Raw genomic sequence first — 21,440 nt, forward strand, 5'->3', positions numbered from 1 at the left:
AATGAAAGAAGCAAAAATAACAACAAAAAGCTCAGACAACTTGTCTGAGCTGGTTTACCAACGCATCAAGAATGACATTTTTGATTTCAAATTGATGCCTGGTGAACGCTTCACTGAGTCTGAAGTTGCTAAAGCCTATGAGGTGAGTCGTACCCCAATCCGACAAGCCTTGTATCGTTTGCAACAAGAGGGCTATGTTGATGTGAGCTTTCGGAGCGGTTGGCAGATTCGACCGCTTAATTTTCGTTATTATGAAGAACTTTACGATGTGCGTATTGTTTTAGAAAAGGACTCCATTCGTAAACTCTGTCAGATTGATCATCACAACTCAGTTGAACTGTCTGTATTAAAAGATCTGTGGCTGGTCGAGCCTGATGAATATTTAAAGGATATTAAACAACTTTCTCAGCAAGATGAGGATTTTCATTGTGCTTTGGTCCGTGCTTCTGGTAATAATGAAATGGCAAGGATTCATCGAGACTTGAGTGAGCGGATTCGTATTATTCGCCGTTTGGATTTTTCTAAAGATTATCGAGTGGAAGCGACGTATCAGGAACATCAAAAAATCTTAGGTTTTATTTTTGAGAGACAAACTGAACAAGCGATCAATGCAATTGAAGCGCATATCATGCAAAGTCGTGATGAAGTGAAAAAAATTACCTTACAGATGTTGGATTCGAGTCAGTTTTATTAGTCCAAATATTAGGTATAGTCATTGATAGTATTTAACTGTATAAATTTTAGTTTAGATTTAAATTAAAAAACAATATGTTATTTAATTTTGTAAGGTAAGAATTTATGGCAATAAATAAACGTATTAAAAGAAAGGAAGGAGATATTGCGCTCATAAAACTTTCAAATAATTCTTTCTGCTATGGTCGAGTTTTAGCTAACCCTTTATTCGCTTTCTATAATTTAAATACATCTCAGCCTTTATTAGATATTGATCAAATTATTGAAAAAAATGTTTTATTTAAAGTTTGGGTAATGAAACATGCAATTACGTCTAATAGATGGGAAATTATAGGCAATCGTAACTTAGATTCGAATCTTATAAGTTTTCCTTTATTCTTTAAACAAGATATGTTTACTAAGGAGTTCACTATCTATGATTCAAGAACCAGTCTTGAGATTAGTGCGGGCTATGATGAGTGCAAAAGCTTAGAAAGAGCGGCCGTTTGGGAACCTGAACATATTGAGGATAGATTAAAGGATTTTTTTGAGGGTAATGCTAATAAATGGGTTGAAAGTTTAAAACCTAAGTTATAGGTAATTCTTAAAACTCTTTATTCCATGCCTAATTCTGCATAAAACTAACAGCTTTTATCTCTTTGCTATTTAATAATAAAACTCACATTTCCAATCATCAGATGGCACATGATAAATGACCAGATACTCATCAACTTATTTCTAAAACTCATCCCCAAAGAAGGCTTTTTTGCTACAGCCATTGATGGCATTACTTTGATGCGCGTTGATCATAATACACCACCGATCGCGGTATTGCAGGAACCCACCTTAGTGTTTGTATTGCAAGGCCAAAAGCGTGGTTATATCGGTACAGAAACCTATTCCTTTCAACAAGCTGAATGTCTGATTGTATCGGTTTCAATGCCATTTGATTGTGACACTATTGCTACCCCTGAAGCACCAATGATTGCAATTAGCATGAAACTGGAAGCTGATACAGTGAATGAGTTACTGGCAAAAACCTATTTCGAGAATTACCAATTCAAGCCACTCACTACTGGTATGTGCGTGATCCAATATGATCAAACCATATCCAGTGTATTGATCCGTTTATTGAATACGCTAACTTCTGAACAAGATGTACTGATTTTGGGTGATCAAATCAAACGAGAACTGCTGTATCGGGTGATTCAACATTCAGGTGCAGATGCTTTAAAAGGCTTGGTTGCTCAAGGCAATCTCAGGCCTATTTATAAAATTTGTGAATATATTCAGCATCATTTTACTGAAAAACTCACAATTGAAATGCTGGCAGATCAAGCCAATATGAGTACATCTGCATTCCATAAAGCCTTTAAACAAGTCACACAACATTCTCCTTTGCAATATCTAAAAGTGGTTCGGTTGCATAAGGCAAAACAATTGTTGCAAAACGCAGACCAAAGTGTGGCTCAAGCAGCTTATGCTGTTGGATATCAGAGCTCTTCTCAATTTAGCCGAGAATTTAAAAAGCAATTTGGTTTTCCACCGAAACATGCTGAATTTAATACTGAAACGGAGTCATGATCAGATGAATCAAAATAGCGTAGAACAAATGAAATATATCGAAATTACACAAGCTGGCGGTCCCGAAGTTTTACGAGTGGCTCAAGGGCCTCGACCAGAGATAAAAGAAGACGAAGTACTCATTGAAGTCTATGCAACAGGGATCAACAGACCTGACATTTTACAACGCCAAGGACTTTATCCCATGCCCAAAGGGGTCACATTGGTTCCTGGACTTGAGGTATCAGGTGTGGTGGTACAAGTGGGTACTCAGGTCAGCAAATTTAAAGTCGGAGATAAAGTCTGTGCACTCACTAATGGTGGTGGATACGCTGAGTATTGTGCGGTTCCAGCAAACCAAACGTTAAACATTCCGAAAAATCTGAGTTTTATTGAGGCGGCGGCCATTCCTGAAACCTATTTTACTGTTTGGGCGAATCTGTTTCAGATTGGACAATTAAATAAGAATGAAACCGTGCTGATTCATGGCGGCGCAAGCGGCATTGGTTCAACCGCGATTAGTTTATGTCATGCGATGGGCATTAAAAACTTCTCTACGGTTGGGAGTGATGACAAAGTTGAAAAATTAGCCTCTGTATCACAGGTGATTAACTACAAAACGCAGGATTTTGAAAAAGAAATTTTGGCTCAAACTGATGGTCAAGGTGTTGATGTGATCTTGGATATTATTGGTGCAGCTTACTTCAACCAAAACTTGAGGCTGTTAAAGCGCGATGGACGTTTGGTGATTATCGGTTTCATGGGTGGTCGAAAAGTCGATGGCTTTGATATACAGGAGTTGATGTTAAAACGTGCTGTGGTCACTGGCTCAACCATGCGAGCAAGAACCAATGATGAAAAAGCTAAAATTACCCAAGAGCTTGAACAGTTTGTCTGGCCGTTGATTGAAGCAGACCAATGTAAGCCGATGATCTATAAAACTTTCGCTTTTGAAGATGTTGCTCAGGCACATCAATGTTTAGAAAGCAGCCAACATACGGGCAAAGTGGTACTCGAAATTAAATCTGAATTTGCCTAATTGTATTCATTGCATGCCTGTTCATACTCAATACTTGAGTGGGACAGGACAGTTAAGCACTATGTATTAAACATAACAACACGATGAGGAATTTTGAAAATGGCGACAAATCCTGATGATCGCAATCCAAGTCCAGACCTAGCAGAAGACAACGCTTTTTTTCCGTCACCCTATTCACTCAGCCAATATACCTCTGCAAAGACAGATTATGATGGTACAACTTATCCAAACCCGTATAAAGGCGATAAAAAGATTTTAATGATCGCGACTGACGAACGTTATATCTTGATGCAAAACGAAAAATTCTTTTCGACAGGAAATCATCCTGTGGAAATGCTATTGCCGATGTTTCATTTGGATAATGCAGGCTTTGCTTTTGATGTGGCAACACTTTCTGGAAATCCGGTTAAACTGGAAATGTGGGCAATGCCACATGAGGAACAGGTGGTCTTAGATACCTACAAAAAATACGAAAAACAGCTCAAAGCGCCCTTAAAGTTGGCTGATATTTTGGAACAAGCTTTAAGTGTAGATTCGCCTTATGCCGGTATTTTTATTCCAGGTGGACATGGTGTACTGGCGAAAATTCCAGAGAGTACAGAAGTAAAAGCACTGTTAAAGTGGGCAGTTGAAAATGATAAATATGTGATCACCTTGTGTCATGGCCCAGCATCTTTACTCGCTGCTGCAGTTGATGAAAATCCACAAGATTATATTTTTAAAGATTATCAGATTTGTGTGTTCCCAGATGCTTTGGACAAAGGTCCGAATATTGAGATTGGTTATATGCCAGGTCAATTGCCATGGTTAGTTGGTGAAAATCTTGAGAAGCTTGGCGTTAAAATCTTGAACAAGGGAATTACAGGTCAGGTTCACCAAGATCGAAAATTATTAACTGGTGACAGTCCACTGGCATCTAATAACCTCGGTAAGCTCGCCGCTACAACGTTATTGGCAGACCCAGAATTCCATTAAATGTTAATGAACAGAAAAAGCCTAACTGAACTGTTAGGCTTTTTTATATGAGAATTGAGTCATCTCACTGTACAGTTTTCACTGTGTTTTCTATGCTCGGTCTTCTACAAAGTAACATTTAACTGACAGCTAAATTACATTTATGTCATTTGAAACTATTTCAAGTTTCAGGACGCTATTATCGTCTTAAGCAAAGCTTTAGTAGGTTTAAGATGAAGATATTACTAGTCGAAGATGATCATAAAACAGGGAGTTATCTTAAACAAACATTATCAGAAGCAGGTTACGTGATCGATTGGGTCACCGATGAAATTACAGCAAAACATCTGACACTCATCTTGGGTGAATATGATTTGGTGGTATTGGATGTGATGTTTTCGGGTTTAAATGACTGGAATATCTTGAATGATGTGGGACGAAATGGCAGGAAAATGCCTATTTTATTTTTGATTGCCCGTGATCAAATTGGAGAGCGTATTAAAGGATTTGGTCTTTCTTTTACTTTTGCAGAAATACTCGCTCGGATAAAAAGTTTATTGGCCAGAGAGCCACGAAATAATGAAAACAGCAAGATGAGTGTTGCAGATCTTGAACTCGATTTATGGAAACGTTGTGTGAGCCGTTCAGGACAAAGAATTAACCTCACTGCCCAAGAATACGCATTGATGGAACTATTTATGAGTAGACGTGGGGAAATTTTGCCTAGAGCACTGATTGCATCCCAGATCTGTGATATGAATTATGATAGCGATACTAAAGCGGTGGAAGTGGCAGTTAGTCGTTTAAGAAATAAAATTGATCGTAACTTTCTTCCGAAGCTGATTCATAATATTTATGGAATGGGCTATGTGTTAGAAGAATGGAACAGAGGACGTGCCAGAAAACATTAACCATGAGTTTTCTTACTCTTTAGACAAAGTTTAAATGAGTTGTATCGACTAATTGTCAGCTATTTGACAATTCAGTACCAAGATTCTGATTAAAGTAATAAAGCGATGTAAAGTAACGAATCTGGGATGAAGAATGAAAATATGTATTTATGGCGCGGGTAGTATTGGATGCTATTTAGGTGGACGATTAGCCGCAACTGGGCATGATGTCGATTTCATTGTTCGGCCTAAAATACAACAACAACTTCAACAATATGGGCTCACGGTTTCTGACTATAAAGGAATGCGACAAACTGTTCCTGCGAATAAACTTCAACTGAGTCAGGATTTAGATATTGCGGCTAACGCAGACTTTATTTTTGTTTGTGTGAAATCAGCAGCAACTGAGCAAGTTGCTTATGAACTAAAAGATACTCTGAAGAAAGATAGCATCATCATCAGTTTCCAGAATGGCTTAAGTAATGTTGCAATCCTGAAACTGGTGTTATCTGGACATACAATTCTTGAAGGTATGGTGCCGTTTAATGTGGCTGCTTTGGGAAATGGGGCATTTCATCAAGGCACAGAAGGGGCTTTATATGTCAAAAGTCATCCAGCCCTTGCTGAACTCGAGGCGGCCTTTCACACCGCAAAACTTGAGTTCAAACTTGAACAGAATATGCAAGAGATTCAATGGGCAAAGTTATTATTGAATCTCAACAATTCAGTCAACGCATTGTCTCAGCTCCCACTTAAGCAACAACTTTCCATTCGGGCTTACCGTCAATGTTTGGCGATGGCACAGATGGAAGCTTTACAACTTCTGAAATTAGCCAAAATTCAACCTGCACAACTTACTGCGGTGCCTGCTCAAGTTTTGCCTAAGGTATTAAGTCTTCCAAATTTTATTTTTAATCTACTCAGCAAGAAAATGTTGGCGATTGATCCACTGGCACGGTCATCGATGGCTGATGATTTGATGGCAGGCAGGGCAACAGAAATTGACTGGATTAATGGTGAAATTGTTAATTTGGCTGCACAGTTTAATTTACAGGCGCCAATCAATACAAAGCTCATCCAGCTGGTTAAGCAGGCAGAAAATACAGCTAAAGCTTGGTCTGCGGAAGAGTTAAAAAAAATATTGGAAACAGCTTAAACGACAAATGAAAAGCCTTAGCATAGGGGAAACTAAGCTAAGGCTGTTTTGATCGTGAATTTGAAAGGCTTTAAACTTTGGCTGTTTCTTGTGGCCCAAATCGGGTAATCAAAATACCAAAGATGGTTGCGAAGATATACATAAAGATTGAATAGACTGCGGCAGGCATTGCAATCGTGGTACTGGCCATGATGGTCAATGCAATGGTCATTGCCAGTGTACTGTTATGAATGCCGATTTCAAAAGCACATGCCCGCGCTTGATAAGAACTAATACCAAACAGTCGCGGTACAAAATAACCAATACAAAGACTAATTGCACAGAATAACGCTGTGGCTAATCCTATTTGACCAATATACTCAATGAGATTACTTCGCTCTTTGATAATTGCGCCAAGGATGATAATCACCAAAAAAACCACCGCAAAGATACGAACTGGGCGATTCATTTTTTCCGCAGTGTGTGGAGCATAGTGACGAATCAACATCCCAATACCAACAGGAACAAGAATAATCGCAAATACTTGAAGCACTTTAGAAAATTGTAAACCAAGCTGCTGGCCTTCATTCATGAAATGAAGAATCGAGAAGTTCACAATAAACGGTAGAAAAATAGCGGCAATAATCGCATTGATTGCCGTTAAGGTAATATTGAGTGCGATATCACCTTTATATAGATAACTAAACAGATTTGCTGTAGATCCTCCAGGGGAAGCCGCGAGTAGCATCAAGCCTACGGCCAGCAATGGCGGTAAAGCCAATATTTTACAAATCAAGAAGGCAATGCCGACCAATAAAATCAGCTGACAAAATAGAGCAACTAAAACAGCTTTGGGGTGCTTACTTACGCGAGCAAAGTCTTTGAGGGTGAGTTCCAACCCTAAACCCGCCATAACGATCGCTAAAGCGAGGGGCAGAAAAAGTGTAATTAGTCCAGAATCCATAACTATTTATTCCTTTTAGATCAATTCAATATTATTTCCTAAAATTTTTATACAATTTTGTCCGATCAAATCACAACTTGGTAGTATCTAAGTTGATATAGTTTTTACCCTTAAAAGCCATATAAACATCAGTTTTAACATAAAATTTAAGATATTTACGAACAAGATAATCAATTAGCATATTTAGATTATTAATTCTAATGATTTCTTTAGCTTTTAAAAATTATTCACTTTTATTTGAAAGTGTGCGATTTATCACATTTTATTTAAGTGTAGTTTAGAAAATTTAATAAGAGAAAAAGAAAGTTTTTCTATTTTTACATTTTATAACTCTTTATTAGTTTTGTTACTCAGCTAATTGTTGTGTGCAAATTAATCAAAATGCAAAGTTTTTTTGACTAAATAGTAAAAACTAAATTTAAATTTGGAAAAATAATATTTATATATTTAACAATGGTGTATACTGCATTCACACATATGAAAATGCGAATCATTTAGGTTTTCTTCAAACTTTCATGATTCTTAAACAAAAACTTTATAATATGCGATCAATTGGCAGAAAAATAAAAATCAGATGTAAAAAAGGTCAATGACTCTTTGTTACTTTAAGAAAGATAATTTGCGCCGATTATTACATTGTAACTATTTATTTATATAAAAATAAGTGAATAGTTACGTGAAAAGATGACCATTTTAGTGTGGCTCAAAATAAAAACTGAATATTACAAATAGCGGATTAAATATGGATAACGTAGCTCAGCTCGAAACTGATACTAATTTCCAAAGTCGAAAAAAAATAACTTGGGCTGTTTTTAGTGTGCTCATCTTATTTCTGATCTTAGGTATTGCATATTATTTTTTGGTATATCGATTCTACCAATCTACCGATAATGCTTATGTACAAGCCGATGTCACTTGGGTCATGCCAAAAATCTCAGGGGAAGTCATCGAACTGATAATCAATGACAATCAGTTTGTGAAAAAGGGAGAGGCATTGGCCATTTTAGATCATCGTGATTATCAAGCACGTTATGATCAAGCCAAGTCCGTCGTGACTTTGAAAGAAGCTGCGCTTGCGGTACAGCAACAAAATGAAAAATCTGCAAAATCATCAATTAGTGAAGCCAATAGTGGTGTTGTTGCCGCACAAGCAGATTTATCTCGTTTGAAAAAAGATTTCATTCGTTATCAAGATTTATTAAAAGACGGTGTGATTACCCGACAGAATTTTGAAGGCATCCAATCTCAGTATTTAACTGCGCAAGCACAAGTCACTAAAGCACAAGCCTCGGTGAATGCTGCTGAAGCTCAATTGGGTAGTTTACAAGCCAGCCGTGCGCAGCTACTTGCCGATATCCAAAATGCCAATGCGACTTTGGATCTTTACCAAATCGATCTTTCATCCTCAAAAGTCATCAGCCCAGTAACAGGCAAAGTTGGTAGTCTTTCAATCCAAAAAGGTTCTCGTGTGTCTCCACAAACACGCTTGATGGCCATCATTCCTGAGAAAAGTTTGTATGTGCAAGCCAACTTTAAAGAAACCCAAATTGAGAAAATGCACATTGGGCAGCAAGTTAAATTAAAAATTGATGCTTATCCAAGCCTCACCTACACCGGAAAAATCGAAAGCTTTTCTCCAGCATCTGGCGCAACTTTTTCGCTTATGCCACCAGATAATGCGACTGGAAATTTTAACAAAGTTGTACAGCGTATCCCTGTACGGATTGCACTCGATTCGAGTCCACATATTGATCTTATAAAACCTGGAATGTCAGTCAGTGCGACTGTTGATCTAAGAACTTAATCAGAAAGTTTTAGGTATAAGAAAATGAATAAACCGATCGAACATGAGTGGAAGTTTGCGCCAAAAACCGCATGGCTCATTTTTGCTGCCATGATCTTTGGTAACTTCATGGCAATTCTGGATATTCAGATTGTTGCAAGTTCTCTGAATGAAGTCCAAGCAGGCATGAGCGCCAGCCGTTATGAAGTGACATGGGTTCAAACGGTTTATTTAATTGCTGAAATTATTGCAATTCCAATGTCCAGTATTGTGTCTAGAGTACTCTCTACACGTATTTACTACACCATTTGTGCCATTGGATTTACGATCAGTTCTTTACTGTGCGCTTTGGCTTGGAATCTGGAAAGTCTATTGGTATTCCGTGCGTTTCAAGGCTTTATGGGTGGAGGTATGATTCCAACGTCAATGACGGCGTTGTATTTACTTTTTCCAGAAGCAAAACGTGCATTGCCATTGGTGATGTTTGGCATGATCAGTACCTTAGGTCCTGCGATTGGTCCAACCATTGGTGGATGGCTCACCAACAACTTTTCATGGCACTGGATGTTCCTGATTAATATCATCCCAGGTATTTTGATTGCGACAATTATTTACTCGGGTCCAAATATTGATCGCGCCAATTATTCACTGATTAAAACCATGGATTGGTTCAGTCTGATTGGCATGGCCATGTTCTTGGGTGGTTTGGAGTATTTTCTGGATGAAGGCGCACGCCATGACTGGTTAGCGGATACAGGCGTTCGTGTTGCATTTATCATCTGCTTGATTGGCGGCATGATCTTCTTCTCGCGTAGTTTTACTCAGCCTAAACCGCTATTAGATCTCAGTGTATTTAAAAATAAAAACTTCGCTTTAAGCTGCATGATTACCTTTGTGATTGGCATGGCTTTGTATGGTCTGGGCTATATGATTCCTGTATTTCTTGGACAAGTTCGAGAAATGAACAGTAGTCAAATCGGTCATATCATGATGGTGACAGGCATTGTCATGTTCTGCTTTGCGCCATTTTTGGCTTGGCTCATCCCGAATTTTGATACACGAAAAACCGTGTTTGTTGGCATGGTCTTGGCGGGTTTTGGTGTTTGGCTCAATTCACATCTCAGTATTCACAGCGATTATGACTTTATGTTTTGGCCACAGATCTATCGTGGGATTGGTCTGATGATTTGCCTGATAGTGGTCTCACATTTAGCCATGAGTACCTTGCCACTCACGAAAGTTGCAGATGCCAGCGGTATTTATAATTTGATGCGTAATATTGGCGGTGCTGTTGGGTTGGCTTTGATCAACTCATCACTGGATTGGCTCACAGCATTGCATGTCACCCAGATCAATCAATATATGACACCGCAGAATTGGATCTTTGTAGAAAGGCTAGACCAACTCACTGCACAATACCAAGAAGTCGGTGCAAATGCACAGCAAATCGCGCTGAGTGTGATTTATCGCGATATTCACTATCAAGCGCTCACGTCTAGTTTTAATGATTTATTACGCATGTTAGCCATCATTATGTTTGTGGCGGCTTTCTTAACCATCTTTATGGATAGGGGGAAGAAAATGGACATATAGAGATTCAATGCTAGAGGGTTTCATATAACGAAAAATAATCGGGGCATCTATAACAACTTACCCCGTAATAAAAAGAATAGTGATACGCATTTTTTATATTTCTTTATGAGATAGGGGAATTTGCATATCCAAATTTAGAGGTACAAGCTGATGATTAATACAACATATAAACTGATCTCGAGATTCAATAACAAAGAATCTACCTATGGCCAATATGTCGAGAAAGAACAAATCGATATTGACCGCCTAAAAGTGATGTATTCCATCTACGAGCAGTATTATGAAAACACCAAATTTTCCATCTTTGTAGATGATTTTAAAAAGAAAAGTGGTGCGATCTTAATTTTCAACTCGGAAACGGATGAAATTGTTGGGTTCTCTACAGTGGTGGTTCAGCATTTTTATTTAAATGGTAAAGACTATACGGTGTTATTCAGTGGCGATACGGTGATCTTAAGAGCGTATTGGGGCACACGTACACTGCAAAGTACTATGCTTAAGCTGATGATTAAGTTACGGGTGAAATATCCGTTTAATGAGCTGTATTGGCTACTGATTTCCAAAGGTTACAAAACCTATTTGTTGCTTGCCAATAATTATTATGTCTATTACCCAAATATCAAAGATGAAAATCAGCATTTATCAACGGTGGTTGAGCATTACTGTGAGAATTTCTTTGGTGAGTATTATGACAAAGAAGCAGGTTTATTAAACTTTGGTAATGACTATCAGCCGCTAAAAGGTGAAGTCGCGCCTATTACCGAAGAAATGAGAGCAAAGAATCCAAATATTCATTTCTTTGAACAGATGAATCCAACATGGACGGTCGGCACAGAGCTACCGTGTATTGGTCGTTTAGGCTGGAAAGATCTTGCGCGATTCCCTGTCAAATTAATCACTAAACCTGCCAGTAAAGGTCGATGCGAAGCATTGTTGAAGACACCTGCAAATCGCCAAGGAGTCCTGCAATGAAGCATTCAGAATGGCTTACCACAGGTTCGCATCTTATTTTAAAACAATGGTGTGATGTCTCTGACCGAGACTTTAAAAAGCATGCCAATAGCCTAGAGCAGACACAACGTCAAATCTTGAGCTCAATTTTGCAGACATCATACTTTGCCAAAGAGCGCAAGGCGAAAGATTATACGCAGTTTGTACAAGCTTTTCCTGCTTCGCGTTATAGCGCGTGGCGGGAGGACATTCAGCGTTATCGAGATCAGCAGATACAGCTTTCAAACAGTAAATTGGTCCGTTTTCAACCGACTAGTGGATCTAGCGAACAAATCAAATTTATTCCTTATACCAAGCTGTTTTTAGACGAGCTTGATCACGCAATTGCACCATGGATGGCCAGTTTATACCGTAAGTGTCCTCAGTTACGTTCTGGCACACACTATTGGTCGGTTTCATGGTTGCCAGAAAGCCAGCGTGAAGTATTAAAAGATAAAAATTTAAATGATGACAGTGCTTTACTCGGTATTGGTAAACGTATTCTATCTAAATTTACTCAAGCAGTTCCCAGCAATGTTGCTTTTGCAGCCAATGCTGATGATGCACTCTTTGCAACGATTTGCTATCTGGTCGCCAATCGTAATCTCGCCATGATTTCGGTGTGGAGTCCAACCTTTGCTTTGCAGCTCCTAGATCGTTTGGAGGCAATGCAACAAGACGTAATTGAAGTTTTAGAGACAGGTCGTTGGGGAGCGCGTCAAGTTTCATTAAAAGAAGTCAAAGCCCCATTCAGCCCAGAAAGTGCAAAATGTCTGATCGACAGTTCAAATGGCGAACAGATTGATTTTAACAGGTTATGGCCGAGTTTGAGTTTGGTATCGAGCTGGGATACTGCTGGCTCCAAAGCGTGGGCTGAAAAATTGAAACAGCGTCTTCCTTCAGTGCAATTTGAAGGCAAAGGCCTATGGGCCACCGAAGGTGTGGTGACCATTCCTTACAATGATCACTATCCATTGGCTTATCAAAGCCATTTTTATGAGTTTGAATATTTGGAAGGTGAAAAACAGGGGCAGATTATCCCGTCATGGGAACTTAAAGTTGGTGATGTAGTTAGCCCAATTATTACATCAGGGAATGGTCTATTGCGTTATTGCCTTGATGATTGTCTACGTGTGACCAGTTTCCTTGAACAAGTCCCATGTTTTGAATTCCAAGGACGTCGTTTTGGGGTCGATCTGGTGGGAGAAAAGCTTGCACCAGAAACAGCGCAGCAACTACTTTCACAACTCAATGAAACCGAATCGAAAGCGATTTCATTATTAGCAATTGATACCGAGCAACAGGTTAAGCCGTTCTATTGTGTTTTGTTTGAGGGCGAAATTCACCACAGTATTGATGATGAATTCATCGATAAGATACTGCGTCAAAATTTCCACTATGAGTTGGCACGTAATCTGGGACAATTAGATCAGCCTCAGATTCGTCAAGCCAACAATGGTTGGAATGCTTATAAAAAGCTGGTCATGTTTGATGGCATCATTGAAGGCAATATTAAGCCTGAGCCACTCAAGAAAGTTACCCTCAATAGTTTGGAACAACTATGAAGAAAGGGATGATGCAATTTAACGATCGAGTTTTTAAGTCCTCACATATTGCAGTATGTATGGCAATGTTATTGGTTTCGAATACTGTTAGTGCCATGACTTTAGATGAGGCTTTGTCAGCAAGTTTAAGGCATGAAAGCCAATTGGAGGTGAGCCGTTTAAGTGTGAATCAATCCATGGCAATGCTTGAACAGGCAAAACAACGTGATGGCCTGAAAGTAAACTTGGTTGGACAACTCGATTATGAAAGAGTTGAAACTCCCACCAATGTCATGTTCCCAACGGAAGGAAACCGAAAAGGTCGTAGTTTGCAATTACAAATGGATTACCCTATCTACACATCAGGGCGACATCGCTTGGGGATCGATGTTGCCAAAAGTCAACTTTCTGCATATTCGCAAGGCTTGTCGGATCAACGTTCTGAAACGATTTTGAATACCGTCATGGTTTATACCGACGTTTTGAAGAAGAAAGCGATTTTAGAACTGAGAAAGAAAACCATGTCTAACTTACAGCGTTCGTTATATGAATCGCAACGACGTTTTGATGTGGGTATGATCACACGCGCAGATTTGGCGCAAGTGTTGGCTCAAGTTGCTCAAGGGCAAGCTGATATTACACAGGCGCAATCCAATCTTACTGTGAGTGAAGCACAGTTTTATCAAATTACAGGCACGACACCAGATAACTTGGCGAAAATTAATCGTCTGCCAGAGATTTCCAGCAATCTGGATGAGATCTTGGCCAAAACCAAGAATCATCCGGCATTACTGCGTGCCAAATATGAGAAACAAGCCTCTGAGAAACAATACGCTTTAACCAAGCGAGAACTTTGGCCCACAGTCATGTTGACCAGCCGTGCGGGCAAGCAACATGAAGCCAGTTATATTGGCTCGGAAAGTAATAACTACATGGTGGGGGTGCAACTGAATGTACCGTTGTATGACGATGGTTTAAATCGCGCCAATATCCGAAAAGCACAGGCAGATGTTGATTTGGCTAATCAAAAAATTCGGAGTCTTGAGCTTGATTTGAATCAGCGTGCACGTACCACGTATGCGCAGTTACAAACCATTCGCCAAAACAAAGATGCATTACAGAATGCGATTGATGCAGCGTCGATTGCCTTTGTTTATACCCGCAAAGAATTTGAGTTAGGGACCAAAACAACTTTTGATTTGTTGAATACTGAACAAAAGCTATTGGATGTACAAACTCAGAAAACGGTCAATGAGCAAGACGAAATCGTTTTTGTTTATCAGCTCTTAGATCAAATGGGGCACTTAAACGATCTGGTGTCCACACAAAATATTGAACAGGTGAATAATTAATGAAAACAAATCCACCACATGCTGAGGTAAATCCGCTGATTACACGAGAAGCAACGTTGGCAGATGATCAAGCTTTGCGTGAACTGATTGCCGTGCCGATGACCACAAAGGGGGTACAGATCAGCTTTCAGCGTGAACCCAGTTATTTTAAAGCTTCAGATATTCTGTATCGGCACAAGCTCCATGTGGTGATTGAAGATACTGAAAATCAAAAGAATGTTGCGTGTTATAGCAATGGACATCGTCCATGTTATGTTGATAAAACTGTACAGAATGTGCGATATGCCAGTGATTTGCGTGTTGATCCAAACTATCGTGGTAAATCGTTGGTCAAAGTTTTAGGTGCACATGTCAAACAAACGCTGCATGAACCTAATTTTAGCCAGATGATTATTTTTAATGATAATTATGCAGCACGAGCAGCAATACAAACAGGTAAAACTGGAATTCCTGATTATTACGATGAAGGTCTGATTGAAACTTTGACTTTGACCCATCTAGGGACAAAACGTGACATCGATGCATTTTTAGACAAGACCAAGCAAACAGAAATAGGCAACATCAGTTCACGTATCGCTCAGTCCGAAGATATTACTGTAATGAATGAGTTTATTGCAGCAATGGCACAGCATTATAATTTTATTCCAGTTTATAATTTTGAAGAATTATACGCAGGGCATCTCTATTTTACAGGGCTTCAGCTTTCAGACTTTCAACTGTATTTCCAGAATGAAAAATTAGTCGGTATGTTTGGGTTATGGGATCAACATAGCCTAAAACAAACCAAAATTTTACATTACAGCCCCGTGATTGGTGTATTTCGTCCTGTTTATAATTTATTGACTAAAATCACTAAAATGATGCCTTTGCCTAAGCTTGGCGATTCGCTGAAATATCATGTATTACACACCTTGTTATGCCACCCAAAACATTTGGCACTGCATCATCTGATGCTTGAAGATGCCTATCAACTCTCAAAGCAAAGAGGGGTTGGTATCATCAGTTTTACCCTATCTCATCAAGATCCACGTTATCAGCTAAATCAGTTTTATAAAGGCGAACGATTAACGGGAATGCATGGATTTATTAGTTTTGCAGGAGATCCACGTCCAAACTTCGATCAGAATTTAATTCCATATTTGGAAGTTGGGCGGATTTGATTTGATCTATAAAAATGCCTCAAAGTATTGAAAAATAGACTTTGAGGCGTTTTTTGAGTAGATAGCGGAAATTATTTAGCTTTTAAGCTGTTGGCATATTCGACCAGTTGATCAACTACCGTACCCCAACCCTCAAAAAAGCCCATATCTTCATGCTGTTGACGAGTTTCCGCAGTACGATGTCTCGCAATCGCAGTATATTTAGTTGCGCCTTCACCTGCATCTTCAAGCAATAGAATTGCAGTCATAAATGGATTTTCAGCCGGTTTCCAATCTTCAGAATAAGTATCGGTAAAGACCAGTTTTTTACCTTCAATGATTTCTAGATAAACACCTTGATTGGGGATTTCATTGCCATCAATATCAAAGACCGTATTGAATTTTCCACCAACTCTTAAATCAATTTCGCAAGTTTTGACTGAATGGGGACGTGGCATAAAGAAGTGTTTGATATGTTCAGGTGTGGTCCAACATTCCCAAACCAGTTCACGTGGTACATCAATCACTCTTTCTAGTTTTAAATCAGTTTTTGGATCCAGTTTCATTTTCTCTTTTCCTTTTTAATTCGAGTGCGTAACGATCAAATTGATTAAGTCTTTGTTCCCAGATGGCCCGTTGCTTACTTAACCAATTTTGCATAGGCGTAAATGAATCAGGGGCCAAAGCACAAGTTCTGATTCGTCCATTTTTTTCAGAATGAATGAGTCCTGCTTGTTCTAATTTATTCAAATGTTTTAGAAAAGAAGGCAGGGCCATATCGTGTTGTTCAGCCAGTTCAGTGATTGAAGCTGCTCCGAAGGACAGCCGAGTCAGTATTTCTCTGCTATCGACCTGATGTCAATAAAAACTTAGCTAAAAAGCTAAGTTTTTAAAGATGATCGCTATCATTTTATTTTTTAATAATTATTCACCAATAAGATACCGACGAAACTGAGGACTGCTCCCACAGCCATTGATCCAGTAATCGGTTCTTTTAGTATAAAAAAGGCCAGTAATACAGTAAAGATCGGAACAAGATTGGTAAAAATAATGGTTTTGGATGCTCCAATGGCATGAATGGCTTGTGCATACCAGACGAAGGCCAATACGGTACCCAAAGCACCCAAATAAACAACAGCTAGCCAACTGTTCAATGAGATATTGATAAGCGTTTTATAACTTAACTCAGGCATTGAACTGATGAAAAGAAATGCGGTCCCCCAAAGGACGGCGTATGTGGTCATAGTCAAAGCTGATGTATTCGCTTGTTTCAAGCACAAGGTATAAATCACCCAACTAAATACCGCCCCACACATCATCATTTCACCAAGCCCCAAAGACTGTTGTAAAGCATTAAATACTTCACCGCGAGTCACCACCAGCAGTGTTCCAACCAAGGCAATGCAGACACCAAGATAGTTGATTCCCCTTAATCTTTCGTGAAAGAAAATTCGCAAGATCAACACAGTAAGAATAGGTGACAAACTAACAAATAAAGCCGTTCGACCTGCCTCAATTCGGGAAAGCGCAGCAAAGAAAAACAGGTTATAAGCGCATATTCCAGTTAAGCCCATCAGAATTGCATAGATATGCTGTTGAGCGGAAAGACGGGGAAAACAGCCAGTTGTTTTGATCATTAAAATAAGCAGTAAGATGGCAGCAATTGTGAAGCGTAACAGTGCAGACAAAGCTGGAGAAACTTCTGCGGCAAGAATACGTCCAGCGATAAAGGTGCCACCCCACATCAAAGCTACACAGATCAATTTAAAATAAACAGTACAACTTGGCAGAGAAATTGCGAAATGACGCATGAGGTTTTTAATCGACACAGAATTAAATCAAATCGTAAAACTCATTTATCTTTATAGTAAAATGAGCTTTTACTCATGAATGATCCATCATGACGCTGACTCAACTCGAAATCTTTTCAAAACTGGCAGAATTAAAAAACTTTACCCTGACCGCACAGCAACTGAATATTTCACAGTCCGCAATTTCACATGCACTTAAATCCTTGGAAAAGAAATGGGAAACTCAGCTGTTTTATCGCAATAACAATGAAGTTGAACTTACTGCAGCAGGGCAAAGTTTGCTGCCTTATGTGAATGAAATACTGAATGTCTCAACCATCATTCATCAACAAGTCATGGACCTCAAAGGTTTTAAAACAGGGAGTTTGCGTATCGGCTCCTTTGGCGCATCTTCTTCCAATGTACTGCTTCCATTGATTTTAGAAAATTTTAGTCGGAAGTATCCCGAGGTCGACGTGTTGATTTTTGAGGGAACAGATAAAGACGTGTTGCAATGGATAGATGAGCGCAAAGTTGATCTTGGTTTTGTGGTTTTACCTGAGACTCGCTTTGATACTTTTGCTGTACTGGAAGATATCTTTGTGGCTTTGATACCAACGCATTTACCGATTGCACAGCGAGCTGCGGTCAAACTGGAAGAGTTGATGGATTATCCTTTCATTTTGACCAATGCGGGCAGTCAAAATCATGTGCTGGAATTGTTTCGAGTAGCTCAACTAACACCTCAAGTGAAGTACCATCTCTCTCAAATCCTGTCGATTTTAAATATGGTAAATAGCAATGCAGCGGTGTCTATTGTGGCTGATTTATCCCTTGATCAGAACATTCTGCAACTGTATCCCAATATCGTAAAACGACCATTGTCACCGAATATCAAACGCTCCATTGGTTTGGCTGTGAAGAACAAGCAGCAAATGACACCAATTGCAAAAGCATTTATCGAGATTGCAACACAGCTGTAAATATCAGGTTAAAATCATCAACAATTCAGCTGATTGTTCATAAAAAGGCTAGAAAGACAGACAAAAGTTATCAATTAGACAAAATGCTTCTATAATAGCGTCCATTATTACTAGGGTCAGCGTTAGATCAAGCGGCAAGATGACCTTAGCCACACTTTTTTAAGCAATCTCTTATCTACGATTTGGCTTATATCAATATTTTCAATCTTATGTGCTTGCAACACATAAGAATATTTAGGTGCTCGCATGGAAATCAAGGTTAATTATCTCGACAATCTTCGACAAGAAGCGAAGTTTGATGATTTTACGGTAATCGCTGATCAGCCCATTCGCTATAAAGGCGATGGTTCTGCACCTGGCCCATTCGACTATTTCCTTGCTTCATCTGCATTGTGTGCTGCTTACTTTGTCAAAGTGTATTGTGCTGCGCGTGACATTCCAACCGACAATATCCGTTTATCACAAAACAATATTGTCGATCCTGAAAACCGCTATAAACAGATTTTTAAAATTCAGGTTGAACTCCCAGCGGATATTTCTGAAAAAGACCGTCAAGGCATCTTACGTTCAATCGATCGTTGTACTGTAAAAAAAGTAATCCAGACGGGCCCGGAATTTATCATCGAAGAAGTTGAGAGTATTGATGCAGATGCACAGGCGTTGCTCATGCCAAGCCTGACTTCAGAAAACAATACTTATATTTTGGGCAAAGATCTGCCGTTAGAACAAACCATTGCCAATATGTCAGAGATTTTGGCAGGTTTAGGCATGAAAATTGAAATTGCGTCATGGCGTAATATCGTGCCAAATGTGTGGTCGTTACATATTCGTGATGCGCAGTCTCCAATGTGTTTTACCAATGGTAAAGGCTCAACGAAAGAAAGTGCTTTGGCATCGGCTTTAGGTGAATTCATTGAACGTTTAAACTGTAATTTCTTCTATAACGACCAGTTCTGGGGTGAGGAAATTGCCAATGCAGAATTTGTGCATTATCCAGATGAAAAATGGTTTAAACCGGGTCCAAATGGTGAATTACCAAAAGAAATTTTGGATGAATATTGTTTAGAAATTTATAACCCTGATGATGAATTGCTGGGCACACATCTGTACGACACCAACTCAGGCAATACTGAACGTGGTATCTGTTCATTGCCATTTGTGCGTCAATCTGATGATGAAACAGTCTATTTCCCATCGAATTTGATTGAGAATTTATATCTCAGTAATGGCATGAGCGCAGGGAATACCTTGGTTGAAGCTCAGGTTCAATGCTTATCTGAAATTTTTGAACGTGCTGTTAAGCGTGAAATCTTGGAAGGTGAAATTGCCTTACCAGACGTACCACAAGAGGTATTGGCAAAATACCCAAGTATCGTGGCGGGGATTCAAGGTTTAGAGGAACAAGGCTTTCCCGTGCTTGTAAAAGATGCTTCATTGGGTGGTCAATTCCCTGTAATGTGTGTGACGCTAATGAACCCACGTACAGGCGGTGTCTTTGCTTCATTTGGCGCGCACCCAAGTTTTGAAGTCGCTTTAGAACGTAGTTTGACTGAACTACTGCAAGGTCGTAGTTTCGAAGGTTTAAATGACTTACCGCAACCGACTTTCCAAAGCAATGCGGTGACCGAACCAAACAACTTTGTTGAGCACTTCATTGATTCAAGTGGTTTGGTCTCTTGGCGTTTCTTTAGTGCTAAATCTGATTATGACTTTGTAGAATGGGACTTCACCAATGATGGTGAAAACTCCAATGCTGAAGAAGCGGCTGAGTTGTTTGGCATCCTTGAAGAAATGGGCAAAGAAGTCTACATGGCGGTGTATGAACACTTAGGTGCAACTGCATGCCGTATTTTGGTGCCTGATTACTCTGAAATTTATCTGGTTGAAGACCTGATCTGGGACAACACCAATAAAGCCTTGTTATTCCGTGAAGATATTCTCAATCTACATCGTTTAGATGAAGAACAGCTGGAAGCATTGGTCGAGCGTTTAGAAGAATGTGAACTGGACGATTACACTGAAATCACGACATTGATTGGTATTGAGTTTGATGACAATACTGTGTGGGGTCAGTTAACTTTGCTCGAATTGAAGCTATTAATCTATGTTGCATTGCAACAGTTTGAAGAAGCCAAAGAACTGGTTGAAACCTTCTTGCAATACAACACCAATACAGTTGAACGTGGTTTGTTCTATCAATGTATGAATGTCGTGCTGGAAGTCTTGCTCGATGATGAAATGGAACTGGAAGATTACGAGATCAATTTCCGTCGTATGTTTGGCAATGAACGTATGGATGCAGTGGTTGGTTCGGTTGAAGGTAGCGTTCGTTTCTATGGCTTAACCCCAACCAATATGCAACTGGAAGGACTTGATCGTCATTTACGGTTAATCGACAGCTATAAAAAATTGCATAAAGCGCGTGCGAAAGCAGTTGGCTTAAATGTCTAAAACACGTTAAATATTCATTTAAAAAGTGCATGTTGATCATGCACTTTTTTTATTTAGAGCCGATAAAACTGTGTTTTTTAATCACTCAAAATTTTAATAAATTGATTGCTTGACCTTGCAATTATTGGAAGGACTACAGTGTCTTTCATAAAGGTAAATATGCCGCATTAGATAGAAACGCTCATCTATTGATTGCATCATTCCCTTTATTTTCGTCAATACAGCAATCAATCACATCTTAAATGAATGTTGATACTGCTCAATAAAAGGAAACAATAATGAGTGAACAACAATCTGCAACAACGCCTAACCCAAATGATTCAAGTGAGTTCTATAGTCTCTCTACGCGTGCTTATATGGAACTAACGAGCCGTATGCATGTGGATATGCAAATCAATTACACTGGCAATGCCGACATTGACTTTATGCGTGGAATGATTCCACATCATCAAGTCGTAGTCGATATGGCCAAGGTCGCCTTGAAATATGGTTATGATCCAGAAGTTCGAATGCTGGCAAAAAATATGATTTTGGCACAGGATATTGACATTAAAGTAATAAATGCTTGGTTAAAAAGGCATTTTTTATAAGTCTGTAT

Annotated in this window: 19 protein-coding genes and 1 pseudogene; 16 read left to right on the forward strand and 4 right to left on the reverse strand. The window is 39.1% G+C overall.

Annotated features, from left to right (window positions below):
• The first annotated feature begins 1 nt into the window (after position 1).
• The 7 genes from MMO42_RS01110 to MMO42_RS01140 all read left to right on the forward strand — a co-directional run bounded on the left by MMO42_RS01110 (position 2) and on the right by MMO42_RS01140 (position 6,274).
• Positions 2-694 carry a GntR family transcriptional regulator gene (locus MMO42_RS01110; protein ID WP_241318823.1) on the forward strand — a complete coding sequence of 231 codons (693 nt, stop codon included), beginning with the start codon at positions 2-4 and terminating at the stop codon, positions 692-694.
• Positions 695-798: 104 nt separating this feature from the next.
• Entirely contained in the window at positions 799-1,269 is a 471-nt protein-coding gene (locus MMO42_RS01115) for an immunity 26/phosphotriesterase HocA family protein (protein ID WP_241318824.1), read from the forward strand.
• A gap of 108 nt (positions 1,270-1,377) precedes the next feature.
• Positions 1,378-2,256, forward strand: coding sequence for an AraC family transcriptional regulator (locus MMO42_RS01120; protein WP_241318825.1), 879 nt, complete (start codon positions 1,378-1,380; stop codon positions 2,254-2,256).
• A 4-nt stretch (positions 2,257-2,260) separates the two neighbouring features.
• The gene (locus tag MMO42_RS01125) at positions 2,261-3,274 is read left to right on the forward strand and encodes an NAD(P)H-quinone oxidoreductase (RefSeq protein WP_241318826.1); all 1,014 of its coding nucleotides are present in this window, start codon (positions 2,261-2,263) and stop codon (positions 3,272-3,274) included.
• A 99-nt stretch (positions 3,275-3,373) separates the two neighbouring features.
• Positions 3,374-4,249: a glyoxalase III HchA gene (hchA, locus tag MMO42_RS01130; RefSeq protein WP_241318827.1), complete on the forward strand. Its 876-nt coding sequence runs from the start codon at positions 3,374-3,376 to the stop codon at positions 4,247-4,249.
• A 212-nt stretch (positions 4,250-4,461) separates the two neighbouring features.
• The gene (locus MMO42_RS01135; protein WP_241318828.1) at positions 4,462-5,139 is read left to right on the forward strand and encodes a winged helix-turn-helix domain-containing protein; all 678 of its coding nucleotides are present in this window, start codon (positions 4,462-4,464) and stop codon (positions 5,137-5,139) included.
• 133 nt (positions 5,140-5,272) lie between these two features.
• Positions 5,273-6,274, forward strand: coding sequence for a 2-dehydropantoate 2-reductase (locus MMO42_RS01140; protein ID WP_241318829.1), 1,002 nt, complete (start codon positions 5,273-5,275; stop codon positions 6,272-6,274).
• Between the two features lie 70 nt (positions 6,275-6,344).
• On the opposite strand, the gene MMO42_RS01145 is transcribed toward MMO42_RS01140, so the two are convergent.
• Entirely contained in the window at positions 6,345-7,217 is an 873-nt protein-coding gene (locus MMO42_RS01145; protein WP_241318830.1) for a bile acid:sodium symporter family protein, read from the reverse strand.
• A 742-nt stretch (positions 7,218-7,959) separates the two neighbouring features.
• Between MMO42_RS01145 and MMO42_RS01150 the strand changes: the two genes are divergently transcribed.
• From MMO42_RS01150 to MMO42_RS01175, 6 genes are all read left to right on the forward strand, one after another.
• Positions 7,960-9,021 carry an HlyD family secretion protein gene (locus MMO42_RS01150; protein ID WP_241318831.1) on the forward strand — a complete coding sequence of 354 codons (1,062 nt, stop codon included), beginning with the start codon at positions 7,960-7,962 and terminating at the stop codon, positions 9,019-9,021.
• 24 nt (positions 9,022-9,045) lie between these two features.
• The gene (locus tag MMO42_RS01155) at positions 9,046-10,593 is read left to right on the forward strand and encodes a DHA2 family efflux MFS transporter permease subunit (RefSeq protein WP_241318832.1); all 1,548 of its coding nucleotides are present in this window, start codon (positions 9,046-9,048) and stop codon (positions 10,591-10,593) included.
• Positions 10,594-10,743: 150 nt separating this feature from the next.
• Positions 10,744-11,565: a hypothetical protein gene (locus MMO42_RS01160; protein WP_005294257.1), complete on the forward strand. Its 822-nt coding sequence runs from the start codon at positions 10,744-10,746 to the stop codon at positions 11,563-11,565.
• Complete coding sequence (locus tag MMO42_RS01165) at positions 11,562-13,148, forward strand: GH3 auxin-responsive promoter family protein (protein WP_241318833.1); 1,587 nt, start codon at positions 11,562-11,564, stop codon at positions 13,146-13,148. Before MMO42_RS01160 ends, MMO42_RS01165 begins: the two co-directional genes overlap by 4 nt.
• Complete coding sequence (locus MMO42_RS01170) at positions 13,145-14,479, forward strand: TolC family protein (RefSeq protein ID WP_241318834.1); 1,335 nt, start codon at positions 13,145-13,147, stop codon at positions 14,477-14,479. Before MMO42_RS01165 ends, MMO42_RS01170 begins: the two co-directional genes overlap by 4 nt.
• Positions 14,479-15,639, forward strand: a complete 1,161-nt coding sequence (locus tag MMO42_RS01175; RefSeq protein ID WP_241318835.1) for a hypothetical protein — start codon at positions 14,479-14,481, stop codon at positions 15,637-15,639. Before MMO42_RS01170 ends, MMO42_RS01175 begins: the two co-directional genes overlap by 1 nt.
• A 71-nt stretch (positions 15,640-15,710) precedes the next feature.
• On the opposite strand, the gene MMO42_RS01180 is transcribed toward MMO42_RS01175, so the two are convergent.
• From MMO42_RS01180 to MMO42_RS01190, 3 genes and pseudogenes are all read right to left on the reverse strand, one after another.
• The gene (locus tag MMO42_RS01180) at positions 15,711-16,184 is read right to left on the reverse strand and encodes an SRPBCC family protein (protein WP_241318836.1); all 474 of its coding nucleotides are present in this window, start codon (positions 16,182-16,184) and stop codon (positions 15,711-15,713) included.
• Positions 16,162-16,461, reverse strand: a pseudogene (locus MMO42_RS01185) (helix-turn-helix domain-containing protein); the annotation flags it as partial. The gene MMO42_RS01180 and the pseudogene MMO42_RS01185, both read right to left, overlap by 23 nt.
• A gap of 74 nt (positions 16,462-16,535) precedes the next feature.
• Positions 16,536-17,429: a DMT family transporter gene (locus MMO42_RS01190; protein ID WP_241318837.1), complete on the reverse strand. Its 894-nt coding sequence runs from the start codon at positions 17,427-17,429 to the stop codon at positions 16,536-16,538.
• An 89-nt stretch (positions 17,430-17,518) separates the two neighbouring features.
• Here MMO42_RS01190 and MMO42_RS01195 point away from each other — a divergent pair, with 89 nt between their 5' ends.
• The 3 genes from MMO42_RS01195 (at position 17,519) to MMO42_RS01205 (ending at position 21,432) form a co-directional block, all read left to right on the forward strand.
• Positions 17,519-18,391, forward strand: coding sequence for a LysR family transcriptional regulator (locus MMO42_RS01195; RefSeq protein WP_241318838.1), 873 nt, complete (start codon positions 17,519-17,521; stop codon positions 18,389-18,391).
• Positions 18,392-18,637: 246 nt separating this feature from the next.
• Complete coding sequence (locus MMO42_RS01200) at positions 18,638-20,842, forward strand: OsmC domain/YcaO domain-containing protein (RefSeq protein WP_241318839.1); 2,205 nt, start codon at positions 18,638-18,640, stop codon at positions 20,840-20,842.
• A gap of 278 nt (positions 20,843-21,120) precedes the next feature.
• Positions 21,121-21,432 (forward strand): DUF305 domain-containing protein, encoded by a 312-nt coding sequence (locus MMO42_RS01205; protein WP_241318840.1) that lies wholly within the window; start codon positions 21,121-21,123, stop codon positions 21,430-21,432.
• Positions 21,433-21,440 lie beyond the last annotated feature (8 nt).

This window comes from Acinetobacter sp. ANC 3882 (genome assembly GCF_022549545.1).
Classification (GTDB): Bacteria; Pseudomonadota; Gammaproteobacteria; order Pseudomonadales; family Moraxellaceae; genus Acinetobacter.